Origin of the sequence: Microbacterium sp. MM2322, assembly GCF_964186585.1 — a bacterium.
In the GTDB taxonomy this organism is placed as follows: Bacteria; Actinomycetota; Actinomycetes; order Actinomycetales; family Microbacteriaceae; genus Microbacterium.
In genome coordinates, this window is record NZ_OZ075067.1 from 1,787,577 (window position 1) to 1,803,389 (window position 15,813).

Consider the following 15,813-nt stretch of genomic DNA (forward strand, 5'->3'; position numbering starts at 1 on the left):
ACGAAGAAGGGCCCCGCAAACGCGGCGCCCCTGAGAAACCCATCCTCGACCTCGTTTCCTGGGAGAAAGGTGAGATGGACGGGTCACGCCACGAGGCGGTGACGGGTAACCGTCACCGCCTCGTGTGAGGTGATGCTTGAAGGCAGATTACTTGGTGATCTCGTAGTAGAGCGGCACCGAGTTCCAGCCGAACTCAACGTTCTTCACGCCGTCGGCCCAACCGCCGTTGACGTTCGAGTACCAGAGCGGGATGGCGGGGAGGTCTTCGAAGAGGACCGACTGCGCCTCGAGGAGCGTGGCGTTGCGCGCAGCCTCGTCCGTCTCGCTGATGCCCTTGGCGAGCAGCTCGTCGAACTTCTTGTCCGAGTACTTGCCGTCGTTCGAGCCGGCACCGGTTGCGTACAGCGGGCCGAGGAAGTTGTACAGACCCGGGTAGTCCGCCTGCCAGCCGGAGCGGAAGGCGTCGACCTTCTCGTTGTCGCGAGCGTCGAGGTAGGTCGCGAAGTCCGGGAACGGCTTGCCCACGGCCTTGATGCCGAGAACCTTCGAGACGGAGTTCGACACCGCGTCCACCCAGGCCTGGTGAGGACCGTCGGCGTTGTAGGAGATCGTGAAGTCTTCACCGCTGTACGGCTTGATGGCGTTCGCCTGGTCCCACAGCTCCTTGGCGAGCTCCGGGTCGTACTCGAGGACGTCGTTGCCGGGGACCGCGTCGCTCCAGCCGTCGATGACCGGCGACGTGAAGTCCTTCGCGGGCGTGCGGGTGCCCTTGAAGAGGACGTCGGTGATCTGCTCGCGGTTGATGGCGTGCGAGATCGCGGCGCGGCGGAGCTTGCCCTCTTCGTCGGTCTGGAAGCCATCGAGCCACTCGGGGATCGTCAGCGACTGGAAGATCGCGGCAGGCTGGTTGACCGAGCGATCGTCGAGGTCGGTCTTGTAGTTCTCCAGAGCGCTGTCGGGGATGGTGTCCAGCACATCGAGGTTGCCGCCCAGGAGGTCGGTGTAGGCACCGTCCGGGTTGTTGTAGAAGACGATGTCCAGGCCACCGTTCTTCGGCTTGCGCGGTCCTTCGTAGTCCTCGTTGACGACCAGGTCGATGCGGACGTTGTGCTGCCACGCGCCTTCCTTCGCCAGCTTGTACGGGCCGTTGCCGATCGGGTTCTCGCCGAACGCCTTCATGTCGTCGAATGCGACGGACGGAAGGGGCGCGTAGGCCGAGTAGCCCAGACGCTGAGCGAAGTCAGAGGCCGGCTTGTTGAGCGTGATGGTGAAGGTGAGGTCGTCGACCTTCTTCAGACCGGTCAGCTCCGAGTCCTTTTCGTAGCTGAAGCCCTCGATGTCCTCGAAGAAGTACGACGAGTTCTGCTTGTTGGATGCGAGCGCACCGTAGTTCCACGCCTTGATGAAGCTGTCGGCGGTGACGTCTTCGTCGTTGGTGAACTTCAGGCCCTCGCGGATCTTGACCGTCAGCTGCGTGGGCGAGTCGGTGGTGATGGACTCGGCGGCGTCGTTCTCGACGGAGCCGTCGGCCTTGTAGGAGATGAGGCCCGCGAAGATCGAGTCGACGACCTTGCCGCCACCGGTCTCGTTCGTGTTGGTGGGGATGAGCGGGTTCTGGGGCTCAGAGCCGTTGGTCGTGATGACCTCGGTCGTGGTGCCGCCGGACGAGTTGTCGTCCGTGTTGGCGTCGCCGCCGCTGCTGGCGCAGCCCGCGAGAACCAGGCTGGTGGCGCCGAGCAGGGCGAGGCCTGCCACGCCGATCTTGTTGCGCTTCAAAGTGTCCTCCATGAGACCTAATGAAAGCCCGGGTCGATGCATGACGACCCAGGCGTGATGACAAGCACACTAGGCAGGCTGAGCGCAATGCGACAAATCCCTCACAAGACCGTTACACAGCCTTTACTTGGGAAGCTCTTGATGAAGCAGTCTGATCTCCCGTGCGCCGCGGCATCCGTCCCCTATGTTCGCGTGGGATCCTGACCGGATGGCAGCGTTCACGGACCTCCCCGCCACCCCATCCGCCCCGAGCCGCGCCCGGCTGTGGTGGGAGATCGCGATCATCCTCGCGCTCTCCCTCGGACGATCGGCGGTCTATTCGGTCCTATCGCTCATCGAAGCGCTCACCCGGGCGCCCCTGGGCGACCAGCAGACATCCCTCAACCCCGGCGCCGCCCCCTCGGCCGTGTGGGATGTCATCGATCAGTTTCTCGGGGCGATCTTCGCGTTCGCACCGGTCGCACTCGCCCTCTACTTCTTGTGGGAGCCGGCGCGATCCGGGTTCGCGAAGATCGGGCTCACCTTCGAGAAGTTCGGGCGCAACATCGGCGGGGGCGCCCTGCTGGTCGTGGTCATCGGTGTCCCCGGGCTGGGCCTCTACGCTCTGGGACGCGTGCTGGGGATCACGGTGCAAGTGGATGCCTCGCCGCTCGACTCCTCGTGGTGGACCGTGCCGCTGCTCCTGCTCGCGGCGCTTCGCGCGGGTCTCCTCGAAGAGGTCATCATGGTCGGCTACCTCTTCGACCGCCTGCGCCAGCTCGGGTGGAACACGTGGACGATCATCTTCTCCACGGCGGCGCTGCGCGGTTCCTACCACGCGTATCAGGGGTTCGGTCCGCTCGTCGGCAACATGGCGATGGGCGTCGTGTTCGGCTGGGTCTACTCCCGCTGGGGCCGGGTGATGCCGCTCGTCGTCGCGCACGTGCTCATCGACATCATCGCGTTCGTGGGGTACCCGCTCGCAGCCGCGTGGTGGCCGGGGGTGTTCGGCCCGCCCGCGGGCTGAGCCGCGGCGTCGGCTGCCGGCATGGGCGCGTGCCGATGACACGACACACGGCATCCAGTCTGGGAAACGGTGCGCGACCACGCGTCTGGTTGTGATGAGCGTTTCTCGCAGAGGGAGCCAGACGACGAGATCTGCACAGCGCCGAGACGCCGACGCTCCTCCCCGAGAGCGCGTTCCCTGTCGTGATCGACGCCGGCGTTCTCCAAGATGACGGGATGCCCGATGCCCCCGCCACGCTCGATCTGCTGACCGTCGCCGACGAGGCGCTCCACGGCGGGAGGATGCACCGCCGCGACGATCTCACACGCGTCCGTTCCGGAGTTTATGCAGCTCGCGCAGGCTGGCGGGCCCTGCCGCCGTGGGAAAGGTATCGCCTGCGAGTCACCGCGTACGCCCTCGTCCGGCCGGAGGCGGTGTTCTGCCTCGAATCCGCGGCAGTGCTGAGCGGGATGCCGCTCTTCGGCGAGCCGCGCGACATCCACATCTTCGACGCGCGCCGAACGCGGTCGCTCAGGTTCGGCGATGTCGCCGTGCACACGAGTGTCGATCCGCGGTCGGCCGTCACCCTCGACGGTGTCAACCTGACCTCACCAGCTGACACCGCCGTCGATCTCGGGCGCGTCCTCCCGCCTGCGTTCGCTCTCGCGAGCATGGATGCCGCGCTTCGGGGCGCCGGAGAGTTCGACCCCGTCACGCTCGACGAACTGATCCGGCTCGCCGACCGACAGCGGAACCCCCGCGGCAAGCGCCGGCTCGCCTGGGCTCTGGAGCGCGCCGACGCACGGTCGGAATCGACGGCGGAATCGGTGAGCCGTGCGGTGATCGAGTGGCTCGGATTCCCGCCACCGGAGCCACAGGCATCCTTCCCTTATCGCGGCGGCACGGATCGCACCGACTTCTTCTGGCGTGAACACGGGATCATCGGCGAGGTAGACGGCTACGAGAAGTACGCGTTGGGGGACCCCTCAGCCGCGGCGCGGGCGCTCATCGCTGAGAAGCGTCGCGAGGACCGCTTGCGCCGGGTCACCTCCGGGTTCGCCCGCTGGGGGTGGAGCGACGCCGTGAACGCCGCGCCCCTTCGCGAGGTCCTGCTGACCGCCGGCCTGCCCATCGTCCGTTCGCCGCAGACCAGCGCACTCGCGAGCCTGCGACGGAACCCGCGCTCGCTCCCCCTCCCTCGATAAACGGCGATCGGGACGACACCCGCGGCGACGCAACGTGTGTCGTCCCCGATCGCGTTTATCGAGGAGGGAGCTGGGACGCGACCCTCAGGCGAAGGCCTCGATCGGCGGGCAGGCGCATACGAGGTTGCGGTCGCCGTAGGCGTTGTCGATGCGGCGGACGGGCGGCCAGTACTTGGTGCGCACGATTCCGGGCACGGGGTACACGGCCGTCTCGCGGGGGTACGGGTGCGCCCACTCGCTCGTGACGACGGATGCCGCGGAGTGCGGCGCGTTCACGAGCGGGTTGTCGTTCGCCGGCCACTCCCCTGCCGCCACCGCATCTGCCTCCGCGCGGATCGCGATCATCGCCTCGACGAACCGGTCGAGCTCGGCGAGGTCCTCGGACTCCGTCGGCTCCACCATGAGCGTCCCCGCGACGGGGAACGACATGGTCGGGGCGTGGAAGCCGTAGTCGATGAGCCGCTTGGCGACGTCGTCGACCGTCACACCGGTGGCCTCCTTGAGCGGGCGCAGGTCGAGGATGCACTCGTGCGCGACGAGCCCGCCCTCCCCGGCGTACAGCACGGGGTAGTGACCCTCCAGGCGACGGGCGACGTAGTTCGCCGAGAGGACGGCCGCGGCGGTGGCCTGCCGGAGCCCCTCGGCACCCATCATCCGGACGTACGCCCACGAGATCGGCAGGATCGACGCCGAACCGTACGGCGCCGCCGACACCGGTCCGCCGTCGAAGACGTACCCGCCCGCGTGCTGGGCGCGCTGCGCCATCGGGTGCGAGGGCAGGAACGGCGCGAGGTGCGCCTTCGATGCCACGGGGCCTACACCGGGACCGCCGCCGCCGTGAGGGATCGCGAAGGTCTTGTGGAGGTTCAGGTGCGACACGTCGCCACCGAGGTCCCCGAACCGAGCGAAGCCCAACAGTGCGTTCAGGTTCGCGCCGTCGACGTACACCTGGCCGCCGGCCTCGTGGACCGCGCCCGTGATGTCCATGACATCGTGCTCGTAGACGCCGTGCGTCGACGGGTACGTGATCATGAGCGCCGCGAGGTTCTCGGCATGTGCGTCGACCTTGGCGCGGAGATCCGCGAGGTCGACGTTGCCCGCCTCGTCGCACGCGACGACGACGACCCGCATCCCGGCGAGAACAGCTGATGCCGCGTTGGTGCCGTGGGCGGACGACGGGATGAGGCAGACGTCTCGGTGCACGTCGCCGCGGGAGTGGTGGTACCCGCGGATGGCCAACAGACCCGCGAGCTCGCCCTGCGAGCCGGCGTTCGGCTGCAGGGAGACGGCGTCGTACCCGGTGACCTCGGCGAGCCAGGCCTCGAGCTGCTCGATCATGACGAGGTAGCCCGCGACGTCGTCCGCGGGGGCGAACGGGTGCACGCGGGCGAACTCCGGCCAGGAGACCGCCGCCATCTCGGTCGCTGCGTTGAGCTTCATCGTGCAGGAACCGAGCGGGATCATGCCGCGGTCAAGCGCGTAGTCGCGGTCGGCGAGCTGCTTCAGGTACCGCATCATGGCGGTCTCCGAGCGGTGTGTGTTGAACACCGGATGCGTCAGGTACTCGTCCGTGCGGTGGAGCGCCGCGGGCAGGTGGGCGTTCCGGTCGCGGAGCGGCACGAACACCTTCGAGGTCTCTACGCCGAACACCGCGGCGACCGCCTGGAGGTCCGCGACGGTCGTCGTCTCGTCGACGGAGATCCCGACCGAATCGCTGTCGCGGAACCACAGCTGGTAGCCGCGGCGACGCGCATTGGCGATGACGTCGTCAGCTCGGCCGGGGGTGCGCACGACGAGCGTGTCGAAGAAGGCGTCGTGCAGCACCTCGGTGCCGGACTCGACGAGCCAATCCCGCAGGAGCGACGCCTTGGCGGTGGTCTCCTCGGCGATCCGCTTCAGCCCGTCCGGGCCATGGTAGACGGCGTACATCGCGGCCATGACGGCCAGCAGCACCTGGGCGGTGCAGATGTTGGACGTCGCCTTCTCCCGGCGGATGTGCTGCTCACGGGTCTGCAGTGACAGGCGGTACGCGGGGTGACCCGCGGCATCCATCGACACTCCGACCAGGCGGCCGGGGAGCTGACGCTCGAGACCGGCGCGGACGGCCATGTAGCCGGCGTGCGGTCCACCGAAGCCCATCGGCACGCCGAAGCGCTGCGTCGTACCGACGGCGACATCGGCGCCCATCGATCCCGGCGAGCGGAGCAGGGTGAGAGCGAGCAGGTCCGCAGCGACGACGACGAGACCCTTCTGCGCCTGCACGGCGGCGATGACCTCGGACGGGTCCCAGACCCGTCCGGTGGCACCGGGGTATTGGATGAACGCTCCGAACACGTCCATGTCCGCCGGCGGCGGAGACTGGTCGTAGGCGGTCTCGTGGATGGAGACCCCGATCGCCGCGGCGCGGTGGTGCAGCAGTGCCTTCGTCTGCGGGAGCGCGTCGGCGTCGACGAGGAACACGTTCGACGCGGACTTCGAGGCGCGGCGGGCCACCAGCATCCCCTCGACGACGGCGGTCGACTCGTCGAGCATCGAGGCGTTCGCCGTCGCGAGGCCGGTGAGGTCGGTCACCATCGTCTGGAAGTTGATGAGCGCTTCGAGGCGACCCTGCGAGATCTCGGGCTGGTACGGCGTGTAGGCCGTGTACCAGGACGGATTCTCGAGGACGTTCCGCTGGATGACCGAGGGGGTCAGCGTGTCGTAGTAGCCGAGGCCGATCATGGCGCGCGCCGACCGGTTCTGCGCCGCGAGGTCGCGGAGTTCGGCAAGGGCTTCGGCCTCAGTCGCGGCGGGCGGGATGATGCTCTCCCCCTCGGCGACGTGAATGGCGTCGGGGACGGCGGTGTTCACCAGTTCTTCGACGGAGCCGCGACCGAGGACGCGGAGCATCTCGGCCTGCGCGGCCGAGTCGGTGCCGATGTGGCGGTCGCGGAAAGCGGAGCTCACGCCTCGCCGCCCGTCAGTGCGACGTACGCGTCACGGTCGAGGAGATCGGCCGCGGGTGTCCCGTCGGTCTTGATCTTCACGAGCCACGCGTCGAAGGCGCCGGCGTTGACCGACGACGGGTCGTCGACGACAGCGTCGTTGATTTCGACGACCTCGCCCGTGAGCGGGGCGTAGAGGTCGCCGACCGACTTCGTGGATTCGATCTCGCCGCAGGTCTCGCCCGCGGTCACGGTGGTGCCGACGGCGGGGAGCTCGACGAAGACGACGTCACCGAGCTTCTCGGCGGCGTAGTCGGTGATGCCGACGGTGGCGACATCGCCGTCGAAGGCGATCCACTCGTGCTCGGCGGTGTACGAGAGTGCGGTGAGGTCGGTCATTTCTGTCTCCGGTAGAAGGGCAGGGCGGTGACGGTCGCGGGGATGCGGGTCCCCCGGACGTCGATGGTCAGGGCGGTGCCCTCAGCGGATGCCGAGGGGTGGACGAAGGCCATCGCGACGGGATGGCCGAGGGTCGGGCTGAGGGCTCCCGAGGTGATCTCGCCGACGATGTCGTCGCCGGAGAGCACGGCGTAGCCGGCGCGGCCGGCGCGACGGCCCTCCGCCGCGAGCCCCACGAGGACGCGGGCGTCCGCCGTGGCGCGGGCGGCGAGGCCGTCCTTGCCGACGAACTCGGCCTTGTCGGCGGCGACGACGCGACCGAGCCCGGCTTGGGCGGGCACGATGTCGCGCGAGAGCTCGTGGCCGTAGAGCGGCATCCCCGCCTCCAGGCGGAGGGTGTCGCGGGCGGCGAGGCCCGCGGGCACGAGGCCGTGCGCGGCGCCGGCGTCGGTGACGGCCTGCCAGAGGTCGGCGGCGGTCTCGTTGGGAACCATCAGCTCGAAGCCGTCCTCGCCGGTGTACCCGGTGCGCGCGACGAAGAGGCTGCGCTCCTGGAACGATCCGAGCGCCCAGGAGTAGTAGGTCATGTCGGCGAGAGCGGGTTCGACGCCTTCGACGCCGACGGTGGCCTCGAGGATGCCGCGGGCCGCGGGGCCCTGGACGGCGATGAGCGACATCCGGTCGGTGATGTCCTGGATGCGGGCGCCCCCGGTCTCGACCGCGGCGAAGGACGCCGCGACGTCGGCCCGGTTGCCGGCGTTGGAGATGACGAGGAACTCGTCTTCGGTGATGCGGTAGACGATGACGTCGTCGACGATCCCGCCATCGGCCGCGAGCACGAGCGAGTACTTGGCCTTGCCGATCTTCATGGCCCCGATGCGACCGGCGAGGGCACGGTCGAGGAAGTCGGCCGCGCCGGCACCCTCGATCCGGAACTCCGCCATGTGCGAGATGTCGAAGATCCCCGCGGCCTGCCGCACCGCGTGGTGCTCGGCGAGGTCCGACGTGTAGCGGACCGGCATGAGCCAGCCGCCGAAATCGGTGAAGGATGCTCCGAGCCGCTCATGCAGCTCGTGCAGCGGCGACTGCCGCGGCTCGGTCGTGGTCTCGGTCATGCCGTCTCCGCTCAACATTCCACGACGCTGACCGCGAGGCCGCCGAGCGCCGTCTCCTTGTACTTGCTGCTCATGTCGCGTCCCGTCTCGCGCATGGTCACGATGACCTCGTCGAGGGAGACACGATGGGTGCCGTCGCCCCACAGCGCCATCTTGGCGGCGTTGATCGCCTTCGCCGCCGCGATCGCGTTGCGTTCGATGCACGGGATCTGCACGAGCCCGCCGATGGGATCGCACGTGAGGCCGAGGTTGTGCTCCATCGCGATCTCCGCCGCGTTCTCGACCTGGTGGGGCGTCCCGCCGAGGACCTCCGCGAGGCCAGCCGCCGCCATCGACGAGGCCGAGCCCACCTCGCCCTGGCAGCCGACCTCGGCGCCCGAGATCGACGCCCGAGCCTTGTAGAGGACGCCGATCGCCGCAGCGGTCAGCAGGTAGGGCACGACGATCTCCTCGCGCGCCCGGCCGCGGGCCGCGTAGTGGGTCGCGTAGTGCAGCACCGCCGGGATGATGCCGGCGGCCCCGTTCGTGGGCGCGGTGACGATCCGTCCCCCCGACGCGTTCTCCTCGTTGACGGCCAGCGCCACGAAGTTCACCCATTCCTGCCAGAACGTGGGGTCGTCGCCGCGCGGGTCGTCACGGCGCAGCCGGTCCTGCCAGGCGGGTGCGCGACGGGGCACCCGCAGGCCGCCCGGCAGCATCCCCTCGCGGGCGGCGCCGGCGGCGACGCTGTCCGCCATGACGTCGGCCAGGTGCAGGATGCCGCCGGTGATCTCGTCGTCGCTCCGGGACGCGCGTTCGTTCCGACGCTGGATCTCGGCCATCGAGACACCCTCGCGCTCGCAGTGGGTGAGGAGCTCGGCCGCCGTCTCGAACGGGAACGGCACGGGCGTGGAGGAAATGGCCTGCGCCTGCTCGCCGTCGCGGACGATGAAGCCCCCGCCGGTCGAGTAGTAGACGGCGTCATCGAGGAGCTCCCCCGCCGCATCCCACGCCTTCAGGCGTAGCGCGTTCGTGTGCCCGGGGAGGATGGTGAGCGGGTGGAGGATGACGTCGTCCTCGCACAGGGGAACGTCGCCCGTCCCGCCCACCCGGACCCGACGCTCATCGCGGATGGCGGCGGTGCGCTCCTCGACCTGTGGAGGAAGCACCTCATCGGGCTGCAGCCCTTCGAGCCCCAGCAGGACGGCGGTCAGCGTGCCGTGACCTCGGCCGGTCGCTGCGAGCGAACCGTACAGATCGACCTGCACACGCGTCGCGAGATCGGCATCGATCCGCGAGACGAAGTCGGCGGCGGCGCGCATCGGTCCCACCGTGTGGGAACTGGACGGCCCGATGCCCACGGTGAAGAGGTCGAAGACGCCGATGCTCACAGACATCGCGATGCTCGAGCGGGTGGGTGTGACAGTGGGAACAACGGAACTCCTGACGGCGCAGCGGGATGCGGGTGAGTTCCTCCCCCTCTGTCATCGGCCTGAGAGATTTCACGGGCGATGCCCGCTTGCCCCGTCGGCGGGCATCCGCAGAGGATGCCGCTTTTCAGAGTGACCATGTCGGCTCGGTACGGGGGCCTGAGAGATTCCGGGGAGGGATTGCTCCTTCGGCAGCCACGAGGGCTTCTCCCGAGCAGACGCGATGGTCCGGTGTGCGATTGTGAGCGCGAGCCTATCACCGGGCCCCGCTGCGCGGATACGGCGTCAGTCGGTCGTGCACTCCCCCGACGAGACGGTGGGCGCGTCCGGCGACACGTCCAGCGCCGGGCGGAGCTCGTCGGTCGTCATCGCGTACCCGCGGGTCGCGTCGTCCTGGCCGCGGGCGAACACCACGCCGGTCACTTCGCCGTTCTCGGTGAGGAGCGGGCCGCCCGAATTGCCGGGGCGGACGTCGGCTTCGAGCGCGTAGATCTCGCGGGGCTGCGAGCTCTTCTCGTAGATGTCCGACACGATGGCATCGCCGACGGAGAGCACGTACGCCGCGCTGCTCGTGAAGGGTCCACCGAGCGGGTACCCCTGCACCGCGACGGGAGTGCCGGCCGCGACGTCGCCGACGATCGGCAGCGGCGCCGCACCCAGACCGGAGACGCTGATGACGGCGAGGTCGTCGATCGGATCGAAGTAGACGATGCGACCCTCCTCGGCATCCCGTCCGGGAAGCTCGACGAGCGGAGTGTCGACGCCCGCGACGACGTGCGCGTTCGTGACGACGAGGTCCTCGGCGACGACGAATCCCGACCCCGTCAGCGACGCTCCGCAGGCGTAGGCGTTACCGCTGATGCGGGCGACGGATGCCCCGGCCCGCTGCAGCTGCGGATCGTCGAGCGAGACGGGGGGCGCCGTCGGCTCGACCTCGGGGGCGAGCAGCTCGCCGACGCGCGGGATGCCCTCGTCGACGATGAAGCCGCGGAACTCGGCGAGCGCAGAGTCGAGGCCGGGAGGGGTGAGGGCGTCGATGGCGCCGAGCACGCGGGAGGAGGCGACGGCGGGGGCGACACCCGGCATCCCGGATCCGACGATCGCACCGCTCGCGAGCAGGAGGACGACGGCCGCGGCGGCGGTGTTGACGACCCCTCCGAGGATGCGGTCGACGGGGGCGAGCTTCGCCTTGTCGACGCCTCGGCGCAGGCGTGCGCCGACAGCGGTGCCGATCGACGCCAGAGCGACGACGATGCCGAGGGCGATGAGGGCGAGGACGAGACTCCGGTACTCCCAGCCCGAGAAGGTCGGCGCGATCACCGGGGTGAGCCACACCGCGAGGACCGCGCCGAGGACGATGCCGATGAGCGTGCCGGCCGTGGCGACGAGGCCACGAAGGAGACCGCCGAAGAGCGCGGCGATGAGGACGAGCACGACGATGATGTCGACGACGAGCACGGCGATCCTTCCTGGGCGAGTCCACTCGGGAGAGCCGGCGGTACCTCTCGATCAGAGTAGGCGGCGGCTGCTGGGAATCGGCTCATGTTTTGCGCTTCTGGTCATCATGACCTTAAGATCGGATCACCACTTAAGGTCACCATGACAAGAACAACTCCCCCCACCCCCATCGGCGTCGCGGTCTCGACGGTCATCTTCCGGCTGCGCCGAGACGCCGACGACGCCCGCATCGAGCTGCCGCTGGTGCGCCGGACGCGCGACCCGCACGAGGGCCAGTGGGCCCTCCCCGGAGGCTGGGTCGACCCCGCCGAGAACATCGACGCGACGGCATCCCGCACCCTCGCCGAGACGACGGGGCTGGCGCCGAGCTACCTGGAGCAGCTGTACGCGTTCGGCGACGTCGGCCGCTCCCCCGGACGCGTCGTCTCGATCGTCTACTGGGCACTCGTGCGTGAAGACGTCACCGAGGCCACCGAGCAGCACAACGTCGCCTGGTTCGATGCGACCGACCTGCCGGAGCTCGCCTTCGACCACAACCACATCGTCGACTACGCCCTCTGGCGCCTGCGCAACAAGGTGGGCTACAGCCGCATTGCACACGGCTTCCTCCCCGACCGGTTCACTCTCGCGGAGCTCCGCGAGGTGTATGAGGCGATCCTCGACCGTCGCCTCGACCCGGCTAACTTCCGTCGACAGGTCGAAGGCTCGGGCACCCTCATCCCCACCGACGACTTCCGCACCGGCAGCCACCGGCCGGCCCGTCTCTACCGATACAACCAGGACGTCGAGCTGGCCGATCGTGGCCCGCTCCCGCAGTGAAGGATCCGTCATGACCGCCACTCCCCTCACCCTGCAGCCCCGCGCCGTCGACCACCCCGTCGACCCCAGCGTCGATCACGAGATCCAGGCGATCGTCGCCGGCGAGGCGACCACCGAGACCTGCAACACCGATCTCGCCGCCGGTCCCTGGACGTTCGACACGCGGCCGGGATACGGCCCCGGCTCATCGATGGGCGACGTCATCCCGACGGGCACCCCTCGGCAGGGACAGCTGCCGGCGGCGTATCGGGAGGCGGATGAGGCCGAGCTCGCCGCCCGCATCGTCGCCGCGAAGGCGACGCTCGGCGATCGCGTCGTCGTGCTCGGGCACTTCTACCAGCGCGAGGAGGTCGTCGTCCACGCGGACTACGTCGGCGACTCGTTCCAGCTGGCGAACGCCGCGCTGGAGCACCCGGATGCCGAGGCGATCGTGTTCTGCGGCGTGCACTTCATGGCAGAGACGGCCGATCTCCTCTCCCGCCCCGAGCAGGCGGTGATCCTGCCCAATCTCGCCGCCGGCTGCTCGATGGCCGATATGGCCGACATCGATCAGGTCGAGGACTGCTGGGAGCAGCTCGCCGACATGTACGGCGATATGGAGACACCGGATGCCGATGGCCTGGTCCCCGTCATCCCCGTGACGTACATGAACTCCTCCGCCGCGATCAAGGGATTCGTGGGACGCCACGGCGGGATCGTCTGCACGTCGTCCAACGCGCGGACCGTCCTCGAGTGGGCGTTCGCGCGGGGCCGGCGGGTGCTCTTCTTCCCCGACCAGCACCTGGGACGCAACACTGCCAAGGCGATGGGCGTGCCCCTCGAGCAGATGCCGATGTGGAACCCGCGCAAGGCTCTCGGCGGCTCTACCGAGGCGGAGCTCGAGGATGCCCGCGTCATCCTCTGGCACGGTTTCTGCTCGGTGCACCGCCGGTTCACGGTCGACCAGATCGCCGCCGCCCGCGTCGAGCACCCGGGCGTCCGCGTCATCGTGCACCCCGAGTGCCCGATGGACGTCGTGGACGCCGCGGACGAGGCGGGTTCGACGGACTACATCCGGAAGGCCATCGCCGCCGCGACCGAGCCGACGACCTTCGCGATCGGCACGGAGATCAACCTGGTGCAGCGCCTCGCGGCGCAGTTCCCGCAGCACGAGATCTTCTGCCTCGACCCCGTCGTCTGCCCCTGCTCCACGATGTACCGCATCCACCCCGGATACCTCGCGTGGGTGCTCGAGGGTCTCGTCGCCGGTGAGGTGCTCAACCGCATCACAGTGACGGCCGACGTCGCCGAACCGGCGCGGGTCGCCCTCGAGCGGATGCTGGCGGCCAAGCCGTGACCACGGTGGTCGTCGTCGGCTCCGGGATCGCCGGACTGAGCGCTGCGCTCCGGGCAGACGCCGCGGGGTGCACGGTCACCCTCGTCACGAAGGGCGCGCTCTCCGAGGCGAACACCCGTTACGCCCAGGGCGGGATCGCGGGGGTCCTCTCCCCCGCCGACCGCGCGGCTGATCACGCCCACGACACACTCGTCGCCGGAGCGGGCCTCGCCGACCCGGCTGCCGTCGAGGTCCTCGTCACCGAGGGCCCCGATCGCATCCGCGACCTCATCGCCGCGGGTGTGCAGTTCGACCGAGACGACGACGGCACCCTCCGCGCCGGTCTCGAGGGTGCCCACTCGTTCCCGCGCATCCTGCACGCCGGTGGGGACGCCACCGGCGCCGAGATCGAACGCGCCCTCGTCCGCCGGGTGCGGGCGAGCCGTGTCGACATCCGCGAGCATGCCTTCGTCACCGACCTCGTGCTTCGTGGGGGTCGCGTCGGCGGTGTTGCTCTCCTCGACGGCGAGCGGATCGATGCAGATGCGGTGGTGCTCGCCACGGGCGGCGCGGGCGAGCTCTTCGCGCACTCCACGAACCCCGCCGTGGCGACGGGCGATGGCATCGCCGTGGCGGCGCGGGCAGGGGCGAGCGTCCGCGACCTCGAGTTCATGCAGTTCCACCCCACCGTCCTCGCCGTCGGCGACGCCTTTCTCGTCTCGGAGGCCGTCCGCGGCGAGGGCGCCGTACTCCGCGACGAGAGCGGGCGCAGATTCGCCCTCGACGTGCACCCCGACGGTGAGCTCGCGCCCCGCGACGTGGTCGCCCGGGCGATCACGGATGCGATGTCCCGTCAGGGCGGTCGGCCCGTCCTCCTCGACGCAACCGCCGTCCACAGCGCCGACGCTCTCGAACGCGCGGCCTTCCTCGCAGAACGATTCCCCACGATCGACGCCGCCGTTCGCGCTCGCGGGCTCGACTGGGCCCGCGAACCCATCCCGGTAACCCCGGCCGCCCACTACCTCATGGGCGGTATCGTCACCGATCTGGACGGCCGCACCGACCTGCCCGGCCTGTACGCGGTCGGCGAGGTCGCGCGCACGGGCGTCCACGGGGCCAACCGCCTCGCGTCGAACTCGCTGCTCGAGGGCGCCGTCTTCGGGGCCCGGGCGGGCGCCGCCGTCGCTGCGGATGCAGGCGCCCCGTGGCCCGTCCCCGGCCGCACGTCGGCTTCGACCCCGGCGGCGACGACCGACGGCATCCCGCACCCCCCGTTCACTCGGCGCGCGCTGCAGGAGCTCCTGTGGACGGATGCCGGTGTCTCCCGCGATGGCGAGGGTCTCCGCCACGCGGCCCGCACCCTCGCCGCCTGGCGGTCCGACGCCACTGCTCCGCGCACGCTCCGAGAGCACGAGGACGCGAACCTGCGGCAGGTCGCGGAGCTCATGGTCGCCGCCGCCGCTGCGCGGACGGGCTCGGTCGGCTCCCACCTGCGCACGGACGATCCCGCCGTCTCCGCTGTCCGATCCGACCTAGAGGGGGCCGCGTGATGCTCTCACCCGCCGTCATCGAGACCACCGTCCGCGCCGCGCTCCTCGAGGACGCCCCGTGGGGGGACATCACGAGCGAGGCGCTGATCCCGGCATCCGCCACCGCTATCGCGGAACTCGTCTCGCGCGAAGAGGGCGTGTTCAGCGGCGGCGCCGTGTTCGCCGCCGCCTTCGCGCTGACGGATGATCGAGTGGACGTCGACGTGCGCGTCGAGGACGGGGGGCGCTTCACCGTCGGAGACGTCCTCGCCGTCGTCACCGGCCCCGCCCGCGCCATCCTCACCGCGGAGCGGATCGGCCTGAACTTCGCGCAGCGAATGTCGGGCATCGCGACGATGACCGCTCGCTACGTCGACGCCGTCGCCGGCACGGGGGTCCGGATCGCCGACACCCGCAAGACGACGCCGGGCCTGCGTGCCTTCGAACGCCACGCCGTTCGGAGCGGCGGCGGAGCGAACCACCGCTACTCCCTGTCGGATGCCGTCATGGCCAAGGACAACCACCTCGCCGTGCTGACCCGCTCGGGGATGTCCGTCACCGAGGCCCTCCGCGACGCGAAGACCCGCCTTTCCCACACGGCCCACATCGAGGTCGAGGTCGACCGGCTCGATCAGATCGAGGCTGTCCTGGCCGCCGGGATCGGCACGATCATGCTCGACAACTTCTCGCTCGACGACCTCCGCACCGGCGTCGCGCAGGTTGCAGGCCGCGCCACGGTGGAGGCGTCCGGCGGCGTCTCGCTCGAGACGGTCCGTTCGATCGCCGAGACCGGTGTCGACGTCATCTCGGTCGGGGCTCTGACCCACTCCGCGCGCGCGCTCGACCTGGGACTGGACGTCCGCATCGACGAGGCCTGAC

Annotated in this window: 12 protein-coding genes and 2 riboswitches; of the genes, 6 read left to right on the top strand and 6 right to left on the bottom strand. The window is 69.8% G+C overall.

Translation table 11 applies throughout. The features are described 5' to 3' along the window. Window positions 1-147: 147 nt before the first annotated feature. A complete protein-coding gene (locus tag ABQ271_RS08795; RefSeq protein ID WP_349308401.1) occupies window positions 148-1,788 on the bottom strand; it encodes an ABC transporter substrate-binding protein in 1,641 nt (546 codons plus the stop codon). Window positions 1,789-1,984: 196 nt separating this feature from the next. Here ABQ271_RS08795 and ABQ271_RS08800 point away from each other — a divergent pair, with 196 nt between their 5' ends. After that, window positions 1,985-2,782 carry a CPBP family intramembrane glutamic endopeptidase gene (locus ABQ271_RS08800; RefSeq protein ID WP_349308402.1) on the top strand — a complete coding sequence of 266 codons (798 nt, stop codon included), beginning with the start codon at window positions 1,985-1,987 and terminating at the stop codon, window positions 2,780-2,782. A gap of 215 nt (window positions 2,783-2,997) precedes the next feature. After that, window positions 2,998-3,966: a hypothetical protein gene (locus tag ABQ271_RS08805; protein WP_349308403.1), complete on the top strand. Its 969-nt coding sequence runs from the start codon at window positions 2,998-3,000 to the stop codon at window positions 3,964-3,966. 84 nt (window positions 3,967-4,050) lie between these two features. On the opposite strand, the gene gcvP is transcribed toward ABQ271_RS08805, so the two are convergent. From gcvP to ABQ271_RS08830, 5 genes are all read right to left on the bottom strand, one after another. Further along, a complete protein-coding gene (gcvP, locus tag ABQ271_RS08810) occupies window positions 4,051-6,912 on the bottom strand; it encodes an aminomethyl-transferring glycine dehydrogenase (protein WP_349308404.1) in 2,862 nt (953 codons plus the stop codon). Then, the gene (gene gcvH, locus ABQ271_RS08815; RefSeq protein WP_349308405.1) at window positions 6,909-7,289 is read right to left on the bottom strand and encodes a glycine cleavage system protein GcvH; all 381 of its coding nucleotides are present in this window, start codon (window positions 7,287-7,289) and stop codon (window positions 6,909-6,911) included. The genes gcvP and gcvH overlap by 4 nt, the downstream gene beginning before the upstream one ends. After that, window positions 7,286-8,404, bottom strand: a complete 1,119-nt coding sequence (gene gcvT, locus ABQ271_RS08820) for a glycine cleavage system aminomethyltransferase GcvT (protein ID WP_349308406.1) — start codon at window positions 8,402-8,404, stop codon at window positions 7,286-7,288. The genes gcvH and gcvT overlap by 4 nt, the downstream gene beginning before the upstream one ends. Before the next feature lie 11 nt (window positions 8,405-8,415). After that, entirely contained in the window at window positions 8,416-9,780 is a 1,365-nt protein-coding gene (locus ABQ271_RS08825) for an L-serine ammonia-lyase (protein ID WP_349308407.1), read from the bottom strand. Window positions 9,781-9,854: 74 nt separating this feature from the next. After that, window positions 9,855-9,950: riboswitch (glycine riboswitch) on the bottom strand. Continuing rightward, window positions 9,951-10,036: riboswitch (glycine riboswitch) on the bottom strand. Between the two features lie 62 nt (window positions 10,037-10,098). Next, complete coding sequence (locus tag ABQ271_RS08830) at window positions 10,099-11,271, bottom strand: MarP family serine protease (protein WP_349308408.1); 1,173 nt, start codon at window positions 11,269-11,271, stop codon at window positions 10,099-10,101. Window positions 11,272-11,412: 141 nt separating this feature from the next. On the opposite strand from ABQ271_RS08830, the gene ABQ271_RS08835 reads away from it, so the two are divergent. Genes ABQ271_RS08835 through nadC form a run of 4 tightly spaced genes read left to right on the top strand, consistent with a single transcriptional unit; the run spans window position 11,413 to window position 15,812 of the window. Next, window positions 11,413-12,090: an NrtR DNA-binding winged helix domain-containing protein gene (locus tag ABQ271_RS08835; RefSeq protein ID WP_349308409.1), complete on the top strand. Its 678-nt coding sequence runs from the start codon at window positions 11,413-11,415 to the stop codon at window positions 12,088-12,090. A gap of 10 nt (window positions 12,091-12,100) precedes the next feature. Further along, window positions 12,101-13,426: a quinolinate synthase NadA gene (nadA, locus tag ABQ271_RS08840; RefSeq protein ID WP_349308410.1), complete on the top strand. Its 1,326-nt coding sequence runs from the start codon at window positions 12,101-12,103 to the stop codon at window positions 13,424-13,426. After that, entirely contained in the window at window positions 13,423-14,955 is a 1,533-nt protein-coding gene (gene nadB / locus ABQ271_RS08845) for an L-aspartate oxidase (RefSeq protein WP_349308411.1), read from the top strand. Before nadA ends, nadB begins: the two co-directional genes overlap by 4 nt. Next, window positions 14,955-15,812, top strand: coding sequence for a carboxylating nicotinate-nucleotide diphosphorylase (gene nadC / locus ABQ271_RS08850; protein WP_349310876.1), 858 nt, complete (start codon window positions 14,955-14,957; stop codon window positions 15,810-15,812). The genes nadB and nadC overlap by 1 nt, the downstream gene beginning before the upstream one ends. Window position 15,813: the final 1 nt, after the last annotated feature.